This is a genomic window from Acidovorax sp. (assembly GCF_034519795.1).
Taxonomy (GTDB): domain Bacteria; phylum Pseudomonadota; class Gammaproteobacteria; order Burkholderiales; family Burkholderiaceae_C; genus Acidovorax.
On the sequence record NZ_JAXHOB010000014.1, the window covers coordinates 183,487 to 201,815 of the forward strand.

Annotated in this window: 23 protein-coding genes; 9 read left to right on the forward strand and 14 right to left on the reverse strand. The window is 69.3% G+C overall.

The window, feature by feature from the left end; translation table 11 throughout:
* Positions 1-45 precede the first annotated feature (45 nt).
* The 9 genes from phnC to phnG form a co-directional block, all read right to left on the reverse strand.
* Positions 46-909 (reverse strand): phosphonate ABC transporter ATP-binding protein, encoded by an 864-nt coding sequence (gene phnC / locus U5N23_RS17515; protein WP_322594058.1) that lies wholly within the window; start codon positions 907-909, stop codon positions 46-48.
* A 92-nt stretch (positions 910-1,001) separates the two neighbouring features.
* A complete protein-coding gene (locus U5N23_RS17520; protein ID WP_322594059.1) occupies positions 1,002-2,159 on the reverse strand; it encodes an alpha-D-ribose 1-methylphosphonate 5-triphosphate diphosphatase in 1,158 nt (385 codons plus the stop codon).
* Complete coding sequence (gene phnL / locus U5N23_RS17525) at positions 2,156-2,887, reverse strand: phosphonate C-P lyase system protein PhnL (RefSeq protein WP_322594060.1); 732 nt, start codon at positions 2,885-2,887, stop codon at positions 2,156-2,158. The genes U5N23_RS17520 and phnL overlap by 4 nt, the downstream gene beginning before the upstream one ends.
* A complete protein-coding gene (phnK, locus tag U5N23_RS17530) occupies positions 2,884-3,675 on the reverse strand; it encodes a phosphonate C-P lyase system protein PhnK (protein WP_057199862.1) in 792 nt (263 codons plus the stop codon). Before phnK ends, phnL begins: the two co-directional genes overlap by 4 nt.
* 1 nt (position 3,676) lies before the next feature.
* Positions 3,677-4,135: a GNAT family N-acetyltransferase gene (locus U5N23_RS17535; RefSeq protein ID WP_322594061.1), complete on the reverse strand. Its 459-nt coding sequence runs from the start codon at positions 4,133-4,135 to the stop codon at positions 3,677-3,679.
* Complete coding sequence (locus U5N23_RS17540) at positions 4,132-5,049, reverse strand: alpha-D-ribose 1-methylphosphonate 5-phosphate C-P-lyase PhnJ (protein ID WP_416208627.1); 918 nt, start codon at positions 5,047-5,049, stop codon at positions 4,132-4,134. The genes U5N23_RS17535 and U5N23_RS17540 overlap by 4 nt, the downstream gene beginning before the upstream one ends.
* On the reverse strand, positions 5,046-6,161 hold the full coding sequence (locus U5N23_RS17545) for a carbon-phosphorus lyase complex subunit PhnI (protein WP_322594062.1): 1,116 nt from the start codon (positions 6,159-6,161) through the stop codon (positions 5,046-5,048). The genes U5N23_RS17540 and U5N23_RS17545 overlap by 4 nt, the downstream gene beginning before the upstream one ends.
* A 5-nt stretch (positions 6,162-6,166) precedes the next feature.
* Entirely contained in the window at positions 6,167-6,805 is a 639-nt protein-coding gene (phnH, locus tag U5N23_RS17550) for a phosphonate C-P lyase system protein PhnH (protein ID WP_322594063.1), read from the reverse strand.
* Positions 6,802-7,323 carry a phosphonate C-P lyase system protein PhnG gene (gene phnG / locus U5N23_RS17555; RefSeq protein ID WP_322594064.1) on the reverse strand — a complete coding sequence of 174 codons (522 nt, stop codon included), beginning with the start codon at positions 7,321-7,323 and terminating at the stop codon, positions 6,802-6,804. The genes phnH and phnG overlap by 4 nt, the downstream gene beginning before the upstream one ends.
* A 75-nt stretch (positions 7,324-7,398) precedes the next feature.
* Between phnG and phnF the strand changes: the two genes are divergently transcribed.
* From phnF to phnN, 3 genes are read left to right on the forward strand one after another with little or no spacing between them, the layout of a single operon-like run.
* Complete coding sequence (gene phnF, locus U5N23_RS17560; protein ID WP_322594065.1) at positions 7,399-8,178, forward strand: phosphonate metabolism transcriptional regulator PhnF; 780 nt, start codon at positions 7,399-7,401, stop codon at positions 8,176-8,178.
* Positions 8,165-8,902, forward strand: coding sequence for a DUF1045 domain-containing protein (locus tag U5N23_RS17565; protein WP_322594066.1), 738 nt, complete (start codon positions 8,165-8,167; stop codon positions 8,900-8,902). The genes phnF and U5N23_RS17565 overlap by 14 nt, the downstream gene beginning before the upstream one ends.
* The gene (gene phnN, locus U5N23_RS17570) at positions 8,899-9,489 is read left to right on the forward strand and encodes a phosphonate metabolism protein/1,5-bisphosphokinase (PRPP-forming) PhnN (protein WP_322594067.1); all 591 of its coding nucleotides are present in this window, start codon (positions 8,899-8,901) and stop codon (positions 9,487-9,489) included. Before U5N23_RS17565 ends, phnN begins: the two co-directional genes overlap by 4 nt.
* Here the strand turns inward: phnN and U5N23_RS17575 are convergent.
* Positions 9,470-10,129: a DNA-3-methyladenine glycosylase I gene (locus U5N23_RS17575; protein WP_322594068.1), complete on the reverse strand. Its 660-nt coding sequence runs from the start codon at positions 10,127-10,129 to the stop codon at positions 9,470-9,472. The genes phnN and U5N23_RS17575 overlap by 20 nt on opposite strands.
* 64 nt (positions 10,130-10,193) lie before the next feature.
* On the opposite strand from U5N23_RS17575, the gene U5N23_RS17580 reads away from it, so the two are divergent.
* From U5N23_RS17580 to U5N23_RS17590, 3 genes are read left to right on the forward strand one after another with little or no spacing between them, the layout of a single operon-like run.
* On the forward strand, positions 10,194-11,324 hold the full coding sequence (locus U5N23_RS17580) for an aminopeptidase (RefSeq protein ID WP_322594069.1): 1,131 nt from the start codon (positions 10,194-10,196) through the stop codon (positions 11,322-11,324).
* The gene (locus U5N23_RS17585; RefSeq protein ID WP_322594070.1) at positions 11,317-11,706 is read left to right on the forward strand and encodes a polyhydroxyalkanoic acid system family protein; all 390 of its coding nucleotides are present in this window, start codon (positions 11,317-11,319) and stop codon (positions 11,704-11,706) included. The genes U5N23_RS17580 and U5N23_RS17585 overlap by 8 nt, the downstream gene beginning before the upstream one ends.
* Positions 11,707-11,713: 7 nt before the next feature.
* Complete coding sequence (locus U5N23_RS17590) at positions 11,714-12,391, forward strand: nitroreductase (protein WP_322594071.1); 678 nt, start codon at positions 11,714-11,716, stop codon at positions 12,389-12,391.
* A 108-nt stretch (positions 12,392-12,499) separates the two neighbouring features.
* On the opposite strand, the gene U5N23_RS17595 is transcribed toward U5N23_RS17590, so the two are convergent.
* A complete protein-coding gene (locus U5N23_RS17595) occupies positions 12,500-13,606 on the reverse strand; it encodes an ornithine cyclodeaminase (RefSeq protein ID WP_322594072.1) in 1,107 nt (368 codons plus the stop codon).
* A gap of 129 nt (positions 13,607-13,735) precedes the next feature.
* Here U5N23_RS17595 and U5N23_RS17600 point away from each other — a divergent pair, with 129 nt between their 5' ends.
* Positions 13,736-14,155: an Lrp/AsnC family transcriptional regulator gene (locus U5N23_RS17600; RefSeq protein ID WP_322594073.1), complete on the forward strand. Its 420-nt coding sequence runs from the start codon at positions 13,736-13,738 to the stop codon at positions 14,153-14,155.
* 10 nt (positions 14,156-14,165) lie between these two features.
* Here U5N23_RS17600 and U5N23_RS17605 read toward each other — a convergent pair whose 3' ends face one another.
* Complete coding sequence (locus tag U5N23_RS17605) at positions 14,166-14,897, reverse strand: IclR family transcriptional regulator (RefSeq protein ID WP_322594074.1); 732 nt, start codon at positions 14,895-14,897, stop codon at positions 14,166-14,168.
* A 147-nt stretch (positions 14,898-15,044) separates the two neighbouring features.
* Positions 15,045-15,299 (reverse strand): acyl-CoA-binding protein, encoded by a 255-nt coding sequence (locus U5N23_RS17610; protein ID WP_007860945.1) that lies wholly within the window; start codon positions 15,297-15,299, stop codon positions 15,045-15,047.
* 301 nt (positions 15,300-15,600) lie between these two features.
* Between U5N23_RS17610 and U5N23_RS17615 the strand changes: the two genes are divergently transcribed.
* Positions 15,601-17,094, forward strand: a complete 1,494-nt coding sequence (locus U5N23_RS17615) for a wax ester/triacylglycerol synthase family O-acyltransferase (RefSeq protein WP_322594512.1) — start codon at positions 15,601-15,603, stop codon at positions 17,092-17,094.
* 4 nt (positions 17,095-17,098) lie between these two features.
* Positions 17,099-17,659, forward strand: a complete 561-nt coding sequence (locus U5N23_RS17620; protein ID WP_322594075.1) for a DUF922 domain-containing Zn-dependent protease — start codon at positions 17,099-17,101, stop codon at positions 17,657-17,659.
* A 6-nt stretch (positions 17,660-17,665) separates the two neighbouring features.
* Here the strand turns inward: U5N23_RS17620 and U5N23_RS17625 are convergent, their stop codons facing one another.
* Positions 17,666-18,241 (reverse strand): TetR/AcrR family transcriptional regulator, encoded by a 576-nt coding sequence (locus U5N23_RS17625; RefSeq protein ID WP_322594076.1) that lies wholly within the window; start codon positions 18,239-18,241, stop codon positions 17,666-17,668.
* Positions 18,242-18,329: the final 88 nt, after the last annotated feature.

An 18,329-nucleotide genomic window follows, 5' to 3' on the forward strand; every position in this document is an offset into this window, starting at 1 on the left:
GCGGTTGGAAGGAAAGCGAAAGCGGAGGGGGAAAGCGGATGCGCCTCAGGCGGCCTGGGCCAGGGGCTGCTGCGCCCAGCCGGCAGCTGGCTGCTGCGCGGGTGTGGGGACTGCGGCCAGCGGCAAGGCGCCGGCCAGGATTTCATCGGCCTGCACGCCATAGAGCTCGCGCAGCAGCGCCGGTGTGAGGGCGGCCGAGGGGCCGTCGTACACCACGCGGCCCTGGTGCAGCGCGACCACGCGGGGGCAGTACTTGATGGCCACGTCCACCTGGTGCAGCGAGACGACGACGGTGCTGCCGTCCTCGCGGTTGATGCGCGCCAGGATGTCCATGACCTTGCGCGAGGATTCGGGGTCCAGCGAAGCGATGGGTTCGTCGGCCAGCACCACCTTGGCGCCCTGCACCAGGGTGCGCGCAATGGCGGCGCGCTGCTGCTGCCCGCCCGAGAGGGTGGAGGCACGCTGCGCATGGCAGTCGGCAATGCCCACGCGGGCCAGGGCCTCGAGTGCCAGGGCACGCTCGTGCGGGCGGAACACGCGCAGCCAGCCGCGCCACTTCGGCGTGCGGTGCAGCATGCCCACCAGCACGTTCATCATCACGGGCAAGCGGTCGACCAGGTTGAATTGCTGGAACACGAAGCCCACCTGCGAGCGCACCTTGCGGATGTCGCGGTGGATGCGACCGCCCTGCTGCACGCAGCGGCCATCGACCTCGATCAGCGAGCGGCTGTCGCCATCGGCCACCACGAGGCCGGCCACATGGCGCAGCAGCGTGGACTTGCCCGATCCCGAGGCGCCGATCAGCGCCACCATCTCGCCGGCATGCACCGTGAGATCGATGTCGCGCAGCGCGTGCTTGCCGTTGGCGAAGTGCTTGTTCAGTTGTTCGATACGCAGGGCGATGGGCATGGCAGATTCCAAGTCGTCTATACAAGTGCAGTGTGGAAGATGGCTGTGACAGTGCTTTGACAGTTGCGGGAAATTTGCATGTCGGGCTGCGTTCAGAGCACGCGCTGCCCTTCGCGCCAGACGCCGCGCACCACGGCCTGCTGCGATCCGTCGGGCAACTCGGCCATGTGCACCTGGACCAGGTCGGCACGCAGGCCAGGCGACAACTCGCCCCGGTCCGGCATGCCCGAAGCGCGTGCCGGGTTGCGCGTGACGGTGGCCACGGCCTCGGGCAGCGTGAGGATGCCGTCGTGCACCAGGCGCATCACGGCACTCAGCAGGCTGCCGGGCACGTAGTCGGACGATAGGATGTCCAGCAGGCCCTGGCGCGCCAGGTCGGCCGCCGCCACATTGCCCGAGTGCGAGCCGCCGCGCACCACGTTGGGCCCGCCCATGACGGTGAGCAGGCCGCGCTCGCGCGCAGCCTGGGCCGCCGCCAGCGTGGTCGGGAACTCGGACATGCCAGCACCCTCGGCATGGGCCTGCTCCACATGCGCCACCGTGGTGTCGTCGTGGCTGGCCAGCGCGATGCCGTGCGTGCGGCAGTAGTCCACGAAGTAGGCACGGTGCGGCTCGGCGTACTGCGCCTGCAGGGTGGCGGCATGCTGCACCTGGCGCTCGAACTTCTCGCTGCTCCAGCCCTTCTTGCCGGTGTAGTAGGTGCGTGCCTGCTCGATGTTCTCCCACTGGCGCTGGCCGGGGGTGTGGTCCATCAGCGAGATCAGCGACAGGCGCGGGTGGCCGTGGAAGGGGCCGAACAGGTCGATGGTGTTGGGCGCGGGCAGTTCGCAGCGCACATGCAGGTGGTGGTCGGCGCGCAGCAGGTTGCGCTCGGTGCAGGTGTCGATGGTGTCGAGCACGCGGTTCCAGGCGCTGCCGCGCAGGCTGTCCACGTCGGCCTCGCCCACGCCCAGCGCGTCGAGCACGGTGGTGATGCCGGCGGCGGCGATCTCGGCGTCGTGTGCCAGCAGCGCCGGCATCTCGGCCCACTGCACCTTGGGGCGCGGCATCAGGTGGCGCTCGAAGTTGTCGGTGTGCACCTCCACCAGGCCGGGCAGCAGGTAGTCGCCGCCCAGGTCGATGCCCTGCAGCGCGGCGGTGCCGCCCGAGGCCAGGGCGGCTATGCGCCCGCCCTGCACCGAGAGCGAGCCCTGCACCACCTCGCCGGGCAGCACCATGCGGGCGTTGTGAAAGACGGCAGCAGCGCTCATGCTGCCACCCCGCGGAAGTCACCCACGTTCACGCGGCGCGTGGCGACGGCGGCGCCCACATGCGCATCGTGGAAGATGCCGACCAGCGCGACGCCGCGCTCCACCGCCTCGCGGACCAGGGCGATCACCGTGTCGGTGTTGGCCGCGTCGAGCGACGCCGTGGGCTCATCGAGCAGCAGCAAGGGCTTGGGCTTGATCATGTTGCGCGCGATGTTGATGCGCTGCTGCTCGCCGCCCGAGAAGGTGGCGGGCGGCAGGTGCCACAGGCGCTCGGGAATGTTCAGGCGGGTGAGCCACTGGCGCGCGGTCTCGCGCGCGGCTTCCAGTGCGTGGGCGTCGTCGCCCGCGTCTTCGGCCAGGGGTTCGGCCACCACGTCGAGCGCGCTCACACGGGGTATCACGCGCAGGAACTGGCTCACGTAGCCCACCGTGTCGCGGCGCAGCTGCACCAGGGCGCGCGGATTGGCCTGGGTCACGTCCACCGCCGGGCCGCTGGCGGGCTGCACGGTGATGCTGCCCGCGTTGGCGCGGTAGTTGGCGTAGATCATTTTCAGCAGCGTGCTTTTGCCCATGCCCGAGGGGCCGTCGAGCACCACGCATTCACCCGCGCCGACGGTCAGGTCCACATTGCCGAGCACGGGCAGCTCGATGCCGTTCTGGTGGTGCAGGGTGAAGCGCTTGGCCACGCCCTTGAGCTCCAGGATGGGGGGGTGGGTGTTCATCATCATGGTTGCAGTACCGAGGAAACGAGGAGCTGGGTGTAGGGGTGCTGGGGGTCGTCGAGCACCTGGTCGGTCAGGCCCGACTCGACCACGCGGCCGCGCTGCATCACCACCATGCGGTGCGCCAGCAGGCGGGCGACGGCCAGGTCATGGGTGACGACGATGGCCGCCAGCTGCATCTGCCGCGTGAGCTGGCGCAGCAGGTCCAGGAGGCGCGCCTGCACGGACACGTCGAGCCCCGACGTGGGTTCGTCCATGAACACCAGGCGCGGCTGGGTGACCAGGTTGCGCGCGATCTGCAGGCGCTGGCGCATGCCGCCGGAGAAAGCGCGCGGCGCGTCGTCGATGCGGCTGGCATCGATCTCCACGCGCTGCAGCCATTCGGTGGCGGTGGCGCGCAGGCGGCCGTAGTGGCGCTCGCCCAGGCCCATGAGGCGCTCGCCCACGTTGGCGCCGGCCGACACATCCATGCGCAGGCCGTCGGCCGCGTTCTGGTGCACGAAGCCCCAGTCGGTGCGGGCCAGCAGGCGCTGCTGCGCCTCGCTCATGCCGAGCACGTCCTGCAGGCTGCCATCGCGGCCCTGGAACTGCACACTGCCTGCATCGGGCCGGCTGCGTGCGGCCACGGCGTTGAGCAGGGTGGACTTGCCCGAGCCGGACTCGCCGACCACGGCCAGCACCTCGCCGGGCCACAGGTCGAACGAGGCGTCCTGCAGCGCCACGCGCTGGCCGTAGCGCTTGCTGATGCCGCGCACGCTGAGCAGGGGGGTGGGGGATGAAAGGGTGGCGTCCATGTCAAGGCTCGATCGAGAAACTGAGGCCGTGCTGCGCAAAGCCCAGGGATTCATAGAAGGCATGCGCATCGGCGCGCTTGCGGTGGGACGACAGGGCCAGCTTGTAGCAACCGGCCTCGCGCGCCTGCTGCACGGCGTGGGCCATCATCTGGCGGCCAATGCCCTGGCCCTTGCGGTCGGCGGCAACCACCACGTCCTCGACCACGGCCGAGGGGGCCCCCCGGTGGGCCAGGTTGTGCATCACCAGCAGCGCATAGGTGCCGACCACATCGGCACCGGGTTCGGCGCTCTCGCAGGCCACCCAGAGGCGGTAACTCGGGTAGGCGCGGAACTGAGCGAGCAGGGCCCTGGCCTCGGCCAGGCTGAGCACCTGCTCGGGGCTGTCCTCGATGCCCTGGTACAAGGCCAGCACTTCGTCCAGGTCGGCCTCGGTGGCCTCGCGCAGGGTCACCGTGCTCATGCCGGAGCCCCTTCGGACGCGCTCGCCACCGCTGCAGCCTGGCGCTCCTGGCAATAGTCCGAATCGGAGCACACGTGCATGCGCGTGCCCTGGTCGTCGGTGATGACCTCGTCGAGGAAGCTGTCAGTGGCGCCACACAGGGCGCAGGCGCAATCCCAGCGCTGCACCTCGAAGGGGTGGTCCTCGAAGCCCAGGCTCTCCACCGGCGTGTAGGGCGGCACGGCGTAGATGCGCTTTTCGCGGCCTGCGCCGAAGAGCTGCAGCGCCGGGTTCATGTGCATCTTGGGGTTGTCGAACTTGGGGATGGGCGACGGCGCCATCACGTAGCGGCCGTTGACCAGCACCGGATAGTCGTACGTGGTGGCGATGTGGCCGTAGCGCGCGATGTCTTCGTAGAGCTTGACATGCATGAGTCCGTACTCGGCCAGACCGTGCAGGGTGCGCGTCTCGGTCTCGCGCGGCTCCAGGCGCTGCATGGGCTCGGGCACTGGCACCTGGTAGACGAGCACCTGGCCTTCGGCCAGCGGCGTCTCGGGGATGCGGTGGCGCGTCTGGATCAGCGTCGCCTCGGTGGTGCGCGTGGTGGTGGCCACGCCCGTGGTGCGCTCGAAGAAGCGGCGGATGTTGACCGCATTGACGGTGTCGTCCGAGCCCTGGTCGATGACCTTGAGGCAGTCGTCCGGCCCGATGATGGCCGCCGTGACCTGGATGCCGCCCGTGCCCCAGCCATAGGGCAGCGGCATCTCGCGCGAACCGAAGGGCACCTGGTAGCCGGGGATGGCCACGGCCTTGAGGATGGCCCGGCGGATCATGCGCTTGGTGCGCTCGTCCAGGTAGGCGAAGTTGAAATGGCCGTCGGTGGGCGCGGCATCGGCGGGCAGGCCCATCAGCGCGGGCTCGTGGGGCGCGTTCATGCGTCGTCTCCCAAGGTGGTTTCGTCAAAGGGGTTGGCCGCCGCGGCGGCGCGCATGCGGCGCACCAGTTCCAGCTCGGACTGGAAGTCCACGTAGTGCGGCAGCTTCAGGTGCTGCACGAAGCCCGAGGCCTCCAGGCTGTCGCTGTGCGAGAGCACGAACTCCTGCATCTGCGCGGGCGACTCCACCGGCTCGCCCAGTTCGTCGGCGCGCAGTGCGCGGTCCACCAGGCTCATGGCCATGGCCTTGCGCTCGCTGTGGCCGAAGGCCAGGCCGTAGCCACGGGTGAACTGCGGCGGCTGGTGCTTGCTGCCCGCGAACTGGTTGACCATTTCGCACTCGGTGATTTCCATGTCGCCGATGGAGATGGCAAAGCCCAGCTCTTCAGGGACGATCTCCACCGCCACCGTGCCCAGGCGCAGCTCGCCCACGAAGGGGTGCGAGTGCGCATAGCCGCGCTGCGTGGAATACGCCATGGCCAGCAGAAAGCCCTCGTCGCCGCGTGCCAGGTTCTGCAGGCGCGTGGCGCGGTTGGCCGGAAAGCGCAGTGGCTCGCGCGTGAGGTCGGCAGGGGCCGGGTCGCCTTCGGGGATGGGACGGGTCTCGATCAGCCCTTCCTGGTTGAGCAGGTCCACCACGCGCGGGGTGGTGGCCGGCGCATCGGTCAGCGGCGCGGGAGCGCCCGCCGCAGCCGCCGCATCGCCCCGGGCCAGCAGCGTGAAGTCGAGCAGGCGCTGGGTGTAGTCGTAGGTGGGGCCCAGCACCTGGCCGCCAGGCAGGTCCTTGAAGGTGGCGGAGATGCGCCGGGTGAGCACCATGCGCGCCGTGTCCAGCGGTTCGGTGGTGCCCAGGCGCGGCAGCGTGGCGCGGTAGGCGCGCAGCAAAAAGATGGCCTCGACCAGGTCGCCCGAGGCCTGCTTGATGGCCAGCGCCGCAAGCTCGGGGTCGTAGACCGAGCCCTCGGTCATCACGCGGTCCACGGCGAGCTTGAGCTGCGCGCGGATCTGCGCCACCGAGAGCTCGGGCTCGGCAGTGTCGCCCCGGCGCTGCTCGGCCAGCAGGCGGTAGCTGTTGAGGATGGCGGCTTCCCCGCCCTTGACGGCAACGTACATGCGCTTCAGGCCTCTACGGTGGATGGTTCGATGCAGGTGGTGCGCGGCAGGCCGGTGATGTGGCTGGCCGTGGCCAGCACCACGTCCACCCCGCGCGGGAAGGCGCCGTGGTTGTCAGCCCACTGCGCGCAGAATTCCTCTGGCAGGCCGGCGGCGTGCAGGTGCTGCGCACCGCGGATGCCGGGGCCCGTGAGGCGCCAGGCGCCCGCGCCCTCGACGGCCGGGGCCAACACGGCCACGTCGATCACGCAGGTGGCGGACTGGTCGGGGTATTCGTCGCTGCCGCGCTGCAGGCGGGCCAGGGCAGGCACCGCATCGCCCGCAGCCACCCAGGCAAAGCGCGCCTGTTCGGGGGTATCGACCAGCACGCAGCCGGTGTGAAAGCGCAGCCACATACCGGCCTGGCTGGATGCGAGCCGGGGCGAAAGCCACAGCGTGCATTCGCTGTCGAGCAGGGCCAGCAGCACGGCGGCCGAGGCCGCGTGCCCGGTGGCGGGCACTTCGGCATCGTGCACGATGGCGACCGGGGCGCCTGGCTGTGACAGGGCCTGCAGCACGGCGCGGAACACACCCTGGCTGCCCAGGGCCTCGCTGGAGAAGCCCGCACCCAGGGCGGACAGGGAAGTGGTGGGGGTGGCGCTCATTCCTGGTCCTCGTCGCTGTCGTCGTTGCTGCCGCTTTCGCGGGCCACCGTGAAGAAGTCCACCCGCGTGCTGGCCGTGCGGGCCTGGCGCTCGGCCTGCGCCTGCGCCAGTTGGCGGCGGATGGGGTCGAGCAGGCTGGTGTCGAGCGCCGCCTGGCGCGTAGGGTCCTGCAGCAGCGCATCGGCCAGGGCGGCCAGTTGCACCTGGCGGTGCGATCGGCCGAGCACGTAGGCCACGCCCACGGTGGGCTCGCCGCCATCGGCTCCATCCACTTCCACGCGCAGTGCGCAGCGGGTGACCGTGACCTCGCCCAGGTTGAAGCGCTCGCCGGTGCCGCCAGCGCGGCCCTGCACCATCATCAGCCCGGTTTCGGGGGCACGCAGCCAGCGGGCGGGCAGTGCGGCGTGCTCATGCAGCGCGGGCTCCAGGATGTCGATGGGCGCACGGGCCAGCAGCGCCATCCAGTGCGCCCGCGAGAGCGGGCGGCCCGGGCCCGGATTGTCAAAGGCTTGAAACATGGAGGTGGTACTCTTTAAGTTGTATAGACAAATTGAACAACTGGCGCCAGCTTAGACAGCGCGCATGTAGGTTTCATGACAGCCACCACCAGCACACAAGTTCTTGCAAATCCCGCCCTTACCGCACGCACGGCACGCCCGGCACGCGACAGCTTCTGGACCCGCATCGCGGCCGAGCTGGCCGAGGCCATCGGCAGCGGCATCTACCCCCCGGGCCAGCGCCTGCCCTCGGAGCACGCACTGGCCGAGCAGTTCGGCGTGAACCGCCACACCATCCGCCGCTCGCTGGCCAGCCTGTGCAGCCAGGGGCTGGTGCGCATCACCCAGGGCAGTGGCACCTATGTGGAAGACTTCGCGGTGGACCTGGCGCTGGGCAAGCGCGTGCGCCACCAGCAGGGCCTGGCCCAGGCCGGCCTGCGCGGCAGCCTGGTGGTGCTGCAGGAGCAGACGGTGCGTGCCACGGCCACACTGGCCACGGCCTTGCAGGTGCCCGCCCGCAGCCCGCTTCTGCAGCTGCGCGTGATCGGCCAGGCCGAGGGCCAGCCGCTGCACGTGAGCGAGCGCTACTTTCCCCTGCCCCGCTTCGAGGGCCTGGCCGCCGTGGTGCGCGAGACCGGCTCCATCACGGCCGGCTTCACCGCGCACGGCGTGGCCGACTACACCCGGCGCGAAAGCCGCATCACGGCCGAGCTGCCCGATGCCGCCGTGGCCGCCGAGCTGCGCCAGCCTGCCACGCGCCCGGTGCTGCTGGTCGAGAGCCTGAACGTGGACCTGGCCGGCACGCCCATCGAATGGGCACGCGCCTGGTTTGCGGGCGACCGCGTCAAACTCACCATCACCCATGACGACGAGTAGCACCCCCTCCCCCACCGCCGCCCACCACCGCTATGCGGTGTACTTCGCGCCCAACCCCGGCACCCTGGCCTGGCTTGCGGGCAGCCACTGGCTGGGCCGCTGCGCCGCCCTGCTGCAGCCCATGCAGCAACTGGATATCCACGGCGTGGCCCGGGACGAACTGGAACGCCTGACCGCCGCGCCACGCCGCTACGGCTGGCACGCCACGCTCAAGGCGCCATTCGCGCTCGCACCGGGGGCGGACTGGCTCACGCTGCACCATGCGGTGCAGACCCTGGCCAGCAGCCTGCGCCCCTTCAGCATGCCGCCCATGCAGGTCGAGCGCATCGACGATTTCCTGGCGCTGGTGCCCACGCCGTCGCATCCGGCCAACGCCGAGATCCAGGCTGCCGCTGCGGCCTGCGTGACGCAGCTGCAGCCCCTGGCCGCAGCGCTGTCGGACGGGGACCTGGCACGCCGACGCGCCGCCGGGCTCACGCCCCGGCAGGATGCACTGCTGCAGCAGTGGGGCTACCCTTTCGTGCTGGAGGAGTTCCGCTTCCACATGTCGCTCACCGGCTCGCTCGCGGACGCGGACGACGAGACCGTGGAGCTGTTGCAGGACGCTGCCGATCAGTTCTTTGCCGACCTGCCGCCGCTGCGCTTTGGCAGCCTGGCCCTGTTCGCTGAGCCCACGCCGGGCGCCGACTTCGTGCTGCTGGACCACCTGGAGCTGGGCGCATGAGCACCACGGCGCAATTGCTGTACTTCATGGGCCCCTCGGGTGCCGGCAAAGACAGCCTGCTCGACTGGCTGCGCCAGCACCTGCCCGCCGGCCTGCCTGTGCAGTGGGCGCGGCGCACCATCAGCCGCCCGGCCAGCCCCGGCGGCGAGGCGCATGAAAGCACCACGCCCGACGCCCATGCCGCACTGCGCGCCGCCGGTGCGTTTGCCCTGCACTGGGAGGCCAACGGCCTGGCCTACGGTGTGCGCCATGCCGAGATGGCGCCACTGGTCCAGGGCCGCTGGCTGATGGTCAATGGCTCGCGCGCCTACCTGCCCGAAGCCCTGGCGCGCTACCCGGACCTGGTGGCCGTGCACATCACGGCCAGCCCCGAGGTGCTGCGCCAGCGCCTGCAATCACGGGGCCGGGAAAACGCCGACGAGGTGGAGCAGCGCGTGCAGCGCGCACTGCGCTTTCTGGCGCCGCCGGGCACGGCCGGCATCGAGGTGCGCAACGACACCAGCCTGGACGCGGCGGGCCGGCAGTTGCTGCAGGCCCTGGAAAGGCTGCCAGGCTGGCCGGGCCTGGTCAGCGCCCCGGCGGGGTGAAATCCGCTCGCGCCTTGAGCGCCTTTTCGCGCGCATGGCAGCCTTCGAGGTGGTCGTTGACCAGGCCCATGGCCTGCATGAAGGCATACACCGTGGTCGGGCCGACGAAGCTCCAGCCGCGCTTCTTGAGGTCCTTGGACATGGCGACCGAGCCGGGCGAGGTGATGAAGGTGCGCGCCACCTCGCGCGTGATGCGCCCAGGCCGCTCGCCTGGGGCCGGCTCGTAGCGCCAGACGTAGTGGGCGAGCGAGCCGAATTCCTGGCGCAGCTCCAGCACGCGCTTGGCATTGTTGATGGTCGAGGCGATCTTGCCCCGGTGGCGCACGATGGCTGCGTCCTGCACCAGGCGCTCCACATCAGCCTCGGTGAACTCTGCGACCTGCACTGCATCGAACTGCGCGAACGCGGCCCGGAAGCCTTCGCGCTTGTTCAGGATGGTGAGCCAGCTCAGGCCGGACTGGAAGCCTTCCAGGCACAGTTTCTCGAACAGGCGCCGGTCGTCCGCCACCGGAAAGCCCCACTCGTTGTCATGGTAGTGGCGGTACACCGGCGTGGCCTGGCACCAGGTGCAGCGCGGGCAGCCTGCGTCGTCGGCGAACAGGCCGTCGGGAATCTCGGGGGTGGCGGTGGCTTCGGTCATGGACGGGATTCTAGGAATTCCATCCGCCATGCTGCTGACAGGCCCTAAACTGGTCCACAAGGATATGCCACAGCCATTCGCTCCCCGCTCCCTCCGGACCCGCCCCTGGGCCGCCCTGTCGGCACTCATTGCCAGCCTGACCCTGGCCGGTTGCGCCAGCCAGGGCCATGCCCTAGGCTACTACTGGCAATCGGTGCGCGGCCATGTGCAGCTGATGCGCTCGGCCGAGCCGCTGGAGGACTGGATCGCGCGCACCGACATCCCCCTGCCGCTGCGCGAGCGCCTGCAATTGGCCCAGCGCGCCCGCGCCTTCGCGGTGACCGAACTGGGCCTGCCCGACAACCCGAGCTACCGCCGCTATGCGGACTTGAAGCGGCCCGCCGCCGTGTGGAATGTGGTGGCCGCGCCGCCCTATTCGCTCACGCTGCACACCTGGTGCTTCCCGGTCACGGGCTGCATCGGCTACCGGGGTTACTTCGACGAGGCCGATGCAAAGGCCGAAGCCGCACGCCTGGCGCAGGAGGGCCTGGAGGTCGAGGTCTATGGCGTGCCGGCCTACTCCACCCTGGGCTACATGAACTGGGCCGGGGGCGACCCGCTGCTGAGCACCTTCATCGGCTGGCCCGAAGGCGAATTCGTGCGCCTGCTGTTCCATGAGCTGGCGCACCAGGTGGTCTACGCCAAGGGCGACACCCTGTTCAATGAATCGTTCGCCACCGCCGTGGAGCGGCTGGGCAGCGCACGCTGGCTGGCCCAGCAGGCCACGCCCCAGGCCAGCACCGCCTTCGTGGCCAGCGAGGCGCGCCGGCGCGAGTTCCGCGCACTGACCCAGGCCACACGCGAACGCCTGGCCAGGATCTATGCGCAGGGCGATGCACCCGACCGGCAGGCACAAAAAGCCGCTGCCATGCAGTCCTTTCGCGCCGACTATGCGGCCCTGCGCGAGCGCTGGCAGGCCACGCCGGCCCAGACGGCCGGCTACGACCGCTGGGTGGCCAGCGCCAACAATGCCAGCTTTGCGGCCCAGGCGGCTTACAACGAGCTCGTGCCCGCCTTTGAAGCCATCTTCGAGCGCGAGGGGCGCGACTGGCACCGGTTCTATGATGCGGTCCGTGTACTGAGTGAACAACCCCAGGCACAGCGCCACGAAGCGCTGCGCCAATTGCTACCCAACCAGGAGACCCCCGGTGCCTGACATCCATATCCACCGCGAACACCAACTAGGCTTCAAGCAGGCCCGCAAAGTCGCCTTTTCCTGGGCCGAGAAGGCCGAGGAAAAATTCGACATGGAATGCACCTACGAAGAGGGCGAAACCGAGGACACGCTGCACTTCAGCCGCTCCGGCGTGAAGGGCACGCTGCTGGTGGACGCGAACCAGTTCGAGATGAAGGCGCAACTGGGCTTTCTGTTCGGCGCGTTCAAGGACCGCATCGAGAGCGAAATCGGCGAACAGCTCGATGCCCTGCTGAACGCCCCCCCGCCCGCCGCCAAAAAGGCCGCGCCGAAAAAAAAGGCAGCCGACGATGCAGCCCCCGCCAAGGCCCCCACAGCCAAAACCAAGGCAAAGAAGGCCTGATCCCTCCATGGCCACGCCCGCCTCCGACACCTTGCACGAGCTGCTGAGCACACGCTACAGCTGCCGTTCCTTCCTGCCCGAGCCACTGCCCCGCGCCACCACAGAGCGCATCCTGGCAACAGCGCAGCGCACGGCATCGTGGTGCAACGCCCAGCCCTGGCAGGTGCACATCGCCAGCGGTGAGACGCTCGCGCGCCTGCGCGCCGCCTTCCAGGAACGCATTGCCAGCACACCACCAGCGCCCGACCTGCCCTGGCCGCGCGAGTACCGCGGCGTGTACCAGGAGCGCCGGCGCGAATGCGGCTACGGCCTGTACGACGCTCTGGGCATCGCCAAGGGCGACCGCGCGGCATCGGCGCGCCAGGCGGCCGAGAACTTCAGCATGTTCGGCGCGCCCCACGTGGCCATCGTGAGCAGCGACGAGGCGCTGGGTGTCTACGGGGCGGTGGACTGCGGCGCCTACGTCGCCAATTTTTTGCTGGCCGCACACAGCCTGGGCGTGGCCTCGGTGCCGCAAGCGGCACTGGCCTCCTACCCGGGCGTGCTGCGCGAGGTGCTGGGCATCGGCGAGGACCGCACCATCGTCTGTGGCATCTCGTTCGGCCTGGCCGACCCGGCGCACCCTGCCAACCAATTCCGCACCACGCGCGCCGACCCGGCCAGCAGCGTGGTCTGGCGCGACTGAGCGGCGGCCCCGGGGCAGGACTGGGCCTCGCCTGTTACCCTCCACCGAGCAGCCCGCCGGTCACCGGATCCGCTCCGGTGCCGCTGGGCTGGTGAGGCTTTCGTCGCCTCAGGCAACGGCCTGAAGCCGGTGCGTCGAGCTCTGCACAACAGCCTCACCTGCTCCGGCCTGGCGCAAGGTGCCAAACAGGTCCTTGGGGTTGGCCAGATCGGGGATCAGCTGGATGCGCTCGCCCACGCCCAATTCCAGCGCTGCATCGCGCATGAAGCGCAGGGCCGAGAAGTCCTCCAGGGCGAAACCCACCGAATCGAAAATCGTCACCTCGGCATCGCTCGCGCGGCCGGCCTCCCGGCCTGCCAGCACCAGCCACAGCTCGGTCACGGCGAAGTCGGCCGGCATCTGCTGGATCTCGCCCTCGATGCGGGTCTGGGGCGGGTACTCGACGAACACCCGGCCGCGCGTGAGCACCTCGGCCTGCAGTTCGGTCTTGCCGGGACAATCGCCGCCCACGGCATTGATGTGCATGCCGGGCTCGACCATGTCGGCGGTGAGGATGGTGGCGCGCGCTTTGTCGGCCGTGATGGTGGTCACGATGTCGGCGCCGCGCACCGCGTCGGCCGTGCTCGCGCACACCTTCACCACCAGGCCCGAGGGCTGCAGGTTGGCCTGCAGCTTGGCGGTGGCGGCAGGGTCGGTGTCATACAGCCGCACCTCGGTGATGCCCACCAGGTGCTGAAAGGCCAGGGCCTGGAATTCGCTCTGCGCGCCATTGCCGATCAGCGCCATCACCCGGCTGCCGGGCCGCGCCAGCGCCTTGGCGGCCACGGCCGACATGGCGGCCGTGCGCAAGGCCGTGGTCAGGGTCAGTTCGCTGAGCAGTTGCGGCGTGCCCGTGGCCACATCGGCCAGCACGCCAAAGGCCATCACGGTGGACAGGCCCAGGCGCGTGTTCTTGGGGTGCCCATTGACGTACTTGAAGGTGTAGGTCACATCGTCGGCAATCGGCATGAGCTCGATCGCGCCATCGGGCGAGTAGCTGGCCACCCGGGCCGACTTGTCGAAGCTCTCCCAGCGCAGGAAGTCCTCGGTGATGTTGGCGGCAATGCCAGCAAGGCAGACCGCGAGCCCCTTGCGCCGGATCAGCTCCACCGCTTCAGGAGCACTCAGGTAGAGGGTGGATGCGCTGGCGTGGTGGGGGGTGGCGTCGTGTCGCATGGTGGTGTCTCCGGTTCGGTGGCATCCAGTGTCCAGCGGGCACGAGGCAATGTGAATCGGCAAAAATGTACCGAAATGCGTGGTTGATTGTCAAAATGGCAGACATTGCTCACTTTCTGCATCACCACCATGGATGAACTCGACCGCTCCCTGATTGCCCTGCTGCGTGGCAATGCGCGCATGAACGTCGCCGACCTGGCGCACAAGCTCGGCGTCTCCCGAGGCACCGTGACCAACCGCATCCGCAAGCTGGAAGACAGCCAGGTGATCGTGGGCTACACCGTCAAGCTGCGGCCCGAAGCCGAGCCCGACCGCATCCGTGCCTGGATGGGCGTGCTGGTCGAAGGCAACCAGTCGCGCCAGGTCGTGGCCAGCCTGCTGGGTGAGCCCGGGGTGGCCACGCTGCACGACACCAACGGCCGCTGGGACCTGCTGGCCGAGCTGGAGGCAGGCAGCATGGCCGAGCTGGCACAGGTGCTCGAACGCATCCGGCTGATCTCGGGCATCCGGGGCACCGAGACCAATATCCACCTCACCACCTACCGTTGAAGAAATAGCTTCACCCTATCTGCCCACTGAGGCTGCGCGCTGCTTCGAGCACACTTTTCACGTAGCGCTCGTCGTAGCGGTGGGCCGGCATGGTCAGCGTGACGGCAGCAGCCACGGTGCCATCGGCGGCAAACACGGGTGCCGAGATGCCCGCCACCTCGCTGAGCCGGTCGCCCACGCTGGCCAGGTAGCCGTCGGCGCGGATGCGCGCGTAGAGCGCGCGGTCGTGCCGGCCCAGGGAGTTGGACAGCGCGCCGTCGAAGGCCACCAGCACCCGCCCGCCCGTGCCCCGGTCCAGCGGCAGCAGGTCGCCCGCACGGATGTGGTCGCGGATCGGGTGCGGCGAGTCCACGCGAAACTGGCACAGCCGCGCATCGCCCTGGCGCACGTGGTAGGCCGCGCTCTCGCCCGTGGCGGCCACCAGCTCGCGCAGCACGGGCAGCACCACACGGTCGAGCGAGAACGAGGCGGCATACAGCGCATGCAGCCGCCCCACCTCGGGCCCGATGGCATAGCGGCCGTCGTCCAGGCGCTGCACCCAGCGCGCATGCTCGAGCGAGGCCAGCAGACGCAGCGCCGTGCTCTTGTACAGCCGGGTGCGCGTGGCCAGCTCGGTCAGAGCCAGCGGCCCGTCGCCCTGGCGGAAAGCCGCCATCAGGCTCAGAGCGCGGTCCACCGCAGCCGCGCCGCCCGGGGCGGCATCGGCATCGGCAACGGATTCGGAAACGGCTTTGCGGGGCATGGAGACCAGGGTGCGCGAAGGAATCGCCCAAGAGAATGAGGTTCTGTCTATTGAAACATTGATGCCCCCACCCGTCCAGCCCGTGCCGCAACGCCCATGAAAAAGCGGCCCGCAGGCCGCTCGGTCAGTCGCGGGGCATGGCCCGGATCAGCTGAGCTCGGTGATCAGGTCGATGTACTGCTGCTTGGCGGCATCGGCCTCGGTGCCCTTGAGCGCGTTCCACGCATCCCACTTGGCGCGGCCCACCATGTCGGAGAAGCTGGGCTTCTTTTCGGTGTTGTCGCCCACGGTGGCCTGCTTGTACAGCGCGTAGATCTTGAGCAGCGTGGCGTTGTTGGGGCGCTCGCTCAGGTTCTCGGAATTGGCTTTGGCGGCTTCGAAGGCGGCGTTCAGGTCGGCCATGGGGTTGCTCCTTGGGGTTCGAAAGATGGGGGAGGGAAAGAACGGTGTCGGCAATGGTTTGCGGCGTTGTATCTTACGGTCTGCACAAGGCCCTGCGCTGTGCAATCCATAGAGGCAAGCCCCCAAAACAACCACAACAGGTGTACATCCGATGGTGACCCGCATTGCTGCTCCAACCACCGCCCGCCCGGAGGGCCTCGCCAATTCGCTGAACGCGGCATCCACGGTCGCCCGCAAGGCGCGGGCCACCACCGCAGCAGCCGCCCAGGCCTTGCCACCCGCTGCGCGCAAGGCTGCGGGCATGGTGCAGAAGAACGTGCGCCGCGCCGCCACCGGCATGCTCGGCCTGTCGGGCGAGCGCATGAGCAAGGTAGACACAGCCTGGCTGCGCATGGACTCGGGCAGCAACCTGATGATGATCAACGGCGTGTGGACGCTGGCCCCCGGCATCGGCTGGGAGGCCCTGTGCGAGCGCGTGCAGCAGCGCCTGCTGCAGTACCCGCGCTTTCGCCAGCGCGTGGTGGAGGACGCGGCCGGCGCCACCTGGGTCGAAGACCGCCAGTTCGACATTGCTGCCCACGTGCTGCGCGAGACCCTGCCCCAGGAACCGGGCCAGAGCATGCAGCGCGCCCTGCAGGACCGCGTGGGAGAGCTGGCCATGCAGCCGCTGGACCCGCGCCGCCCGCTGTGGCAGATGCACCTGGTCGAGAACTTCACGGGCGACGACGGCCAGCAGGGCAGCGCACTCATCGTGCGCATCCACCATTGCATCGCCGACGGCATCGCCCTGATCTCGGTCACGATGTCCATCGTGGACGGAGGCTCCGAGCCGCCCAAGCGCAGCCGCAAGGAGCGCGAGGCCGCCGCGACGGCCGAGGACTGGATCGCCGATGCGCTGATCAAGCCGCTGGCCGGCCTCACCGTGAAGGCGCTGGACCTGGCGGGCGATGGCGCGGCGCGCTCGTTCAAGGTGCTGGGCGACCCCGAGAAGGCCATGCAGCACGGCCTGGCTGGCACCATGGACATGGCGCGCGTGGCCTACCAGCTGGTGAGCGACGCGGCCGCCCTGGCGCTGATGCCCGACGATTCGCCCACGCGCCTGAAGGGCCAGCCCGGCCAGGCCAAGCGTGTGGCCTGGTGCCCGCCGATCCCGCTCGAAGAGGTCAAGGCCATCGGCAAGGCGCTCAACTGCTCGATCAACGATGTCTTGATGTCCTGCGTGGCCGGTGCCATCGGGGGCTATCTGCGCAGCCAGGGCGACGACCCGGCGGGCCAGGAGATCCGCGCGATGATCCCGGTGAACCTGCGCCCCATGGAGGAGGCCTGGAAGCTCGGTAACCGCTTCGGCCTGGTGCCGCTGGTGCTGCCCATCGGCGTGGCCAACCCGGTGGAGCGCGTCTACGAAGTGCGCCGGCGCATGAATGCCCTGAAGGGCAGCACCCAGCCCATCCTCGCGTTCGCGATGCTGGCCGTGGCCGGCCTGATGATCAAGCCCGCGCAGGACGCGCTGCTCAACCTCTTCGGCCGCAAGACCACGGCGGTGATGACCAACGTGCCGGGACCCAAGGAGCAGCTCACGCTGTGCGGCGCGCGCGTCACGCAGTGCATGTTCTGGGTGCCGCAGTCGGGGGACATCGGCCTGGGGGTCTCCATTCTGAGCTACGGCGGCGGCGTGCAGTTCGGCGTGATCACCGACACCACGCTGTGCCCCGAGCCGCAGCGCATCATCGATGCGTTCGCACCCGAGTTCGACCAGTTGTCGCTGCTCACCCTGATGCTCCCTTGGGGAGACTGATACCTTGCGCTGGTTCGCCGTTTCGGCGCTGGTCTTGCTGCTGCAAGTACCCGCCAGCGCCACCGTGCTCCAGGAGCACTCCCAGCGCCCTTACCCCGTTCCGATAGCGCCCGGGCAGACCTTGCGCCAGGCGCTGCAGGCCGCCACGCCCATCGTGGTGGACGGCCGGCGCTTTCACGGCTACACGCGCTGGAATGTGCGCTGGAACTACCGCTGGTGGCGCGAGGCCTCGGGCCGCTGCGCCATCACCGAAGTCACCACGCGACTGACCACGGAGGTGCAGTTGCCGGAGTTGCGTGGCGCGACGCCCCAGCAGCAGGCGACCTTTGACCGCTACCTGCGCGCGCTGTCGCAGCATGAGCAGGGCCATGTTCAAGTGGGTCGCGATGCGGCCCAGGCCATCGACCAGGGCATTGCCCGCCTACCGGCAGCCGCCGATTGCGCCACGCTGGAGCGCAACGCCGACGCGCTGGGCCGCCGCCTGCTCCAGGAGCATGTAGAGCGCGAAAAGCAGTACGACCGCGACACCGGCCATGGCACTTCACAGGGCGCACGCCTGGACTGAGGGCCGCTATAGGGGCCCCAGAGCGGCCAACAGGCGCGACACGCTGGCCAACACCGCAGGCACGGGCTCGCCCAGCTGCGCCCGCACGATGGCACCCTCCACCAACAGGGTCAGCGCCTGGGCATCCTGCGCCTGCGTGGCCGATGGCGGCAACAGCATGGCCAACAGGTCTGTCATGTCCTGCTTGTGGCGGCGGGCGATGGCGTTGACCTCGGGCACCGTGTGGCCGAGCTCGCTCACGCTGTTGATGAAGGCGCAGCCCCGGAAGTCCTCACGGGTGAACCACTCGCCCAACGCAGGCGCCAGGGCCGCCAATCCGGTGCCGGCCTTGCCATGGCGCGCCAGCGCATCGGCGAACCATGCCATCCACAGCGTGTGTCGCATCTCCAGGTAGGCGCAGACAAGGTCGTTCTTGCTTGGGAAATGGCGGTAGAAGGTCACCTTGGTCACGCCCGATTCGGCGATCACCTTGTCGATGCCGGTGGCGCGGATGCCCTCGCGGTAGAACAGCCGGTGTGCCGTGTGCAGCAAGCGCTCGCGCGCAGGCAGATCGTGGACTTCGGGGAGGGGAGCAAGCAGCATGGCGCCATTGTAGACAAGTCTGTCTACATGCGTGTATGATTGCGATGTAGACAGACCTGTCTACATTCAACCGACCTGACCCTACCGA

Excerpts from the sequence above, each read along its gene's own strand:
- U5N23_RS17600 (WP_322594073.1), top strand. The coding sequence starts at position 13,736 with ATGGATGAACTCGACCGCTCCCTGATTGCCCTGCTGCGTGGCAATGCG.
- U5N23_RS17520 (WP_322594059.1), bottom strand. The coding sequence starts at position 2,159 with ATGAGCGCTGCTGCCGTCTTTCACAACGCCCGCATGGTGCTGCCCGGC.
- phnH (WP_322594063.1), bottom strand. The coding sequence starts at position 6,805 with ATGAGCGCCACCCCCACCACTTCCCTGTCCGCCCTGGGTGCGGGCTTC.
- U5N23_RS17590 (WP_322594071.1), top strand. The coding sequence starts at position 11,714 with ATGGCCACGCCCGCCTCCGACACCTTGCACGAGCTGCTGAGCACACGC.
- U5N23_RS17535 (WP_322594061.1), bottom strand. The coding sequence starts at position 4,135 with ATGAGCACGGTGACCCTGCGCGAGGCCACCGAGGCCGACCTGGACGAA.
- U5N23_RS17605 (WP_322594074.1), bottom strand. The coding sequence starts at position 14,897 with ATGCCCCGCAAAGCCGTTTCCGAATCCGTTGCCGATGCCGATGCCGCC.
- phnC (WP_322594058.1), bottom strand. The coding sequence starts at position 909 with ATGCCCATCGCCCTGCGTATCGAACAACTGAACAAGCACTTCGCCAAC.
- U5N23_RS17565 (WP_322594066.1), top strand. The coding sequence starts at position 8,165 with ATGACGACGAGTAGCACCCCCTCCCCCACCGCCGCCCACCACCGCTAT.
- U5N23_RS17625 (WP_322594076.1), bottom strand. The coding sequence starts at position 18,241 with ATGCTGCTTGCTCCCCTCCCCGAAGTCCACGATCTGCCTGCGCGCGAG.
- phnL (WP_322594060.1), bottom strand. The coding sequence starts at position 2,887 with ATGATGATGAACACCCACCCCCCCATCCTGGAGCTCAAGGGCGTGGCC.
- U5N23_RS17575 (WP_322594068.1), bottom strand. The coding sequence starts at position 10,129 with ATGACCGAAGCCACCGCCACCCCCGAGATTCCCGACGGCCTGTTCGCC.
- U5N23_RS17615 (WP_322594512.1), top strand. The coding sequence starts at position 15,601 with ATGGTGCAGAAGAACGTGCGCCGCGCCGCCACCGGCATGCTCGGCCTG.
- U5N23_RS17610 (WP_007860945.1), bottom strand. The coding sequence starts at position 15,299 with ATGGCCGACCTGAACGCCGCCTTCGAAGCCGCCAAAGCCAATTCCGAG.
- U5N23_RS17595 (WP_322594072.1), bottom strand. The coding sequence starts at position 13,606 with ATGCGACACGACGCCACCCCCCACCACGCCAGCGCATCCACCCTCTAC.
- phnG (WP_322594064.1), bottom strand. The coding sequence starts at position 7,323 with ATGTTTCAAGCCTTTGACAATCCGGGCCCGGGCCGCCCGCTCTCGCGG.
- U5N23_RS17545 (WP_322594062.1), bottom strand. The coding sequence starts at position 6,161 with ATGTACGTTGCCGTCAAGGGCGGGGAAGCCGCCATCCTCAACAGCTAC.
- U5N23_RS17540 (WP_416208627.1), bottom strand. The coding sequence starts at position 5,049 with ATGAACGCGCCCCACGAGCCCGCGCTGATGGGCCTGCCCGCCGATGCC.
- U5N23_RS17580 (WP_322594069.1), top strand. The coding sequence starts at position 10,194 with ATGCCACAGCCATTCGCTCCCCGCTCCCTCCGGACCCGCCCCTGGGCC.
- phnF (WP_322594065.1), top strand. The coding sequence starts at position 7,399 with ATGACAGCCACCACCAGCACACAAGTTCTTGCAAATCCCGCCCTTACC.
- phnN (WP_322594067.1), top strand. The coding sequence starts at position 8,899 with ATGAGCACCACGGCGCAATTGCTGTACTTCATGGGCCCCTCGGGTGCC.
- phnK (WP_057199862.1), bottom strand. The coding sequence starts at position 3,675 with ATGGACGCCACCCTTTCATCCCCCACCCCCCTGCTCAGCGTGCGCGGC.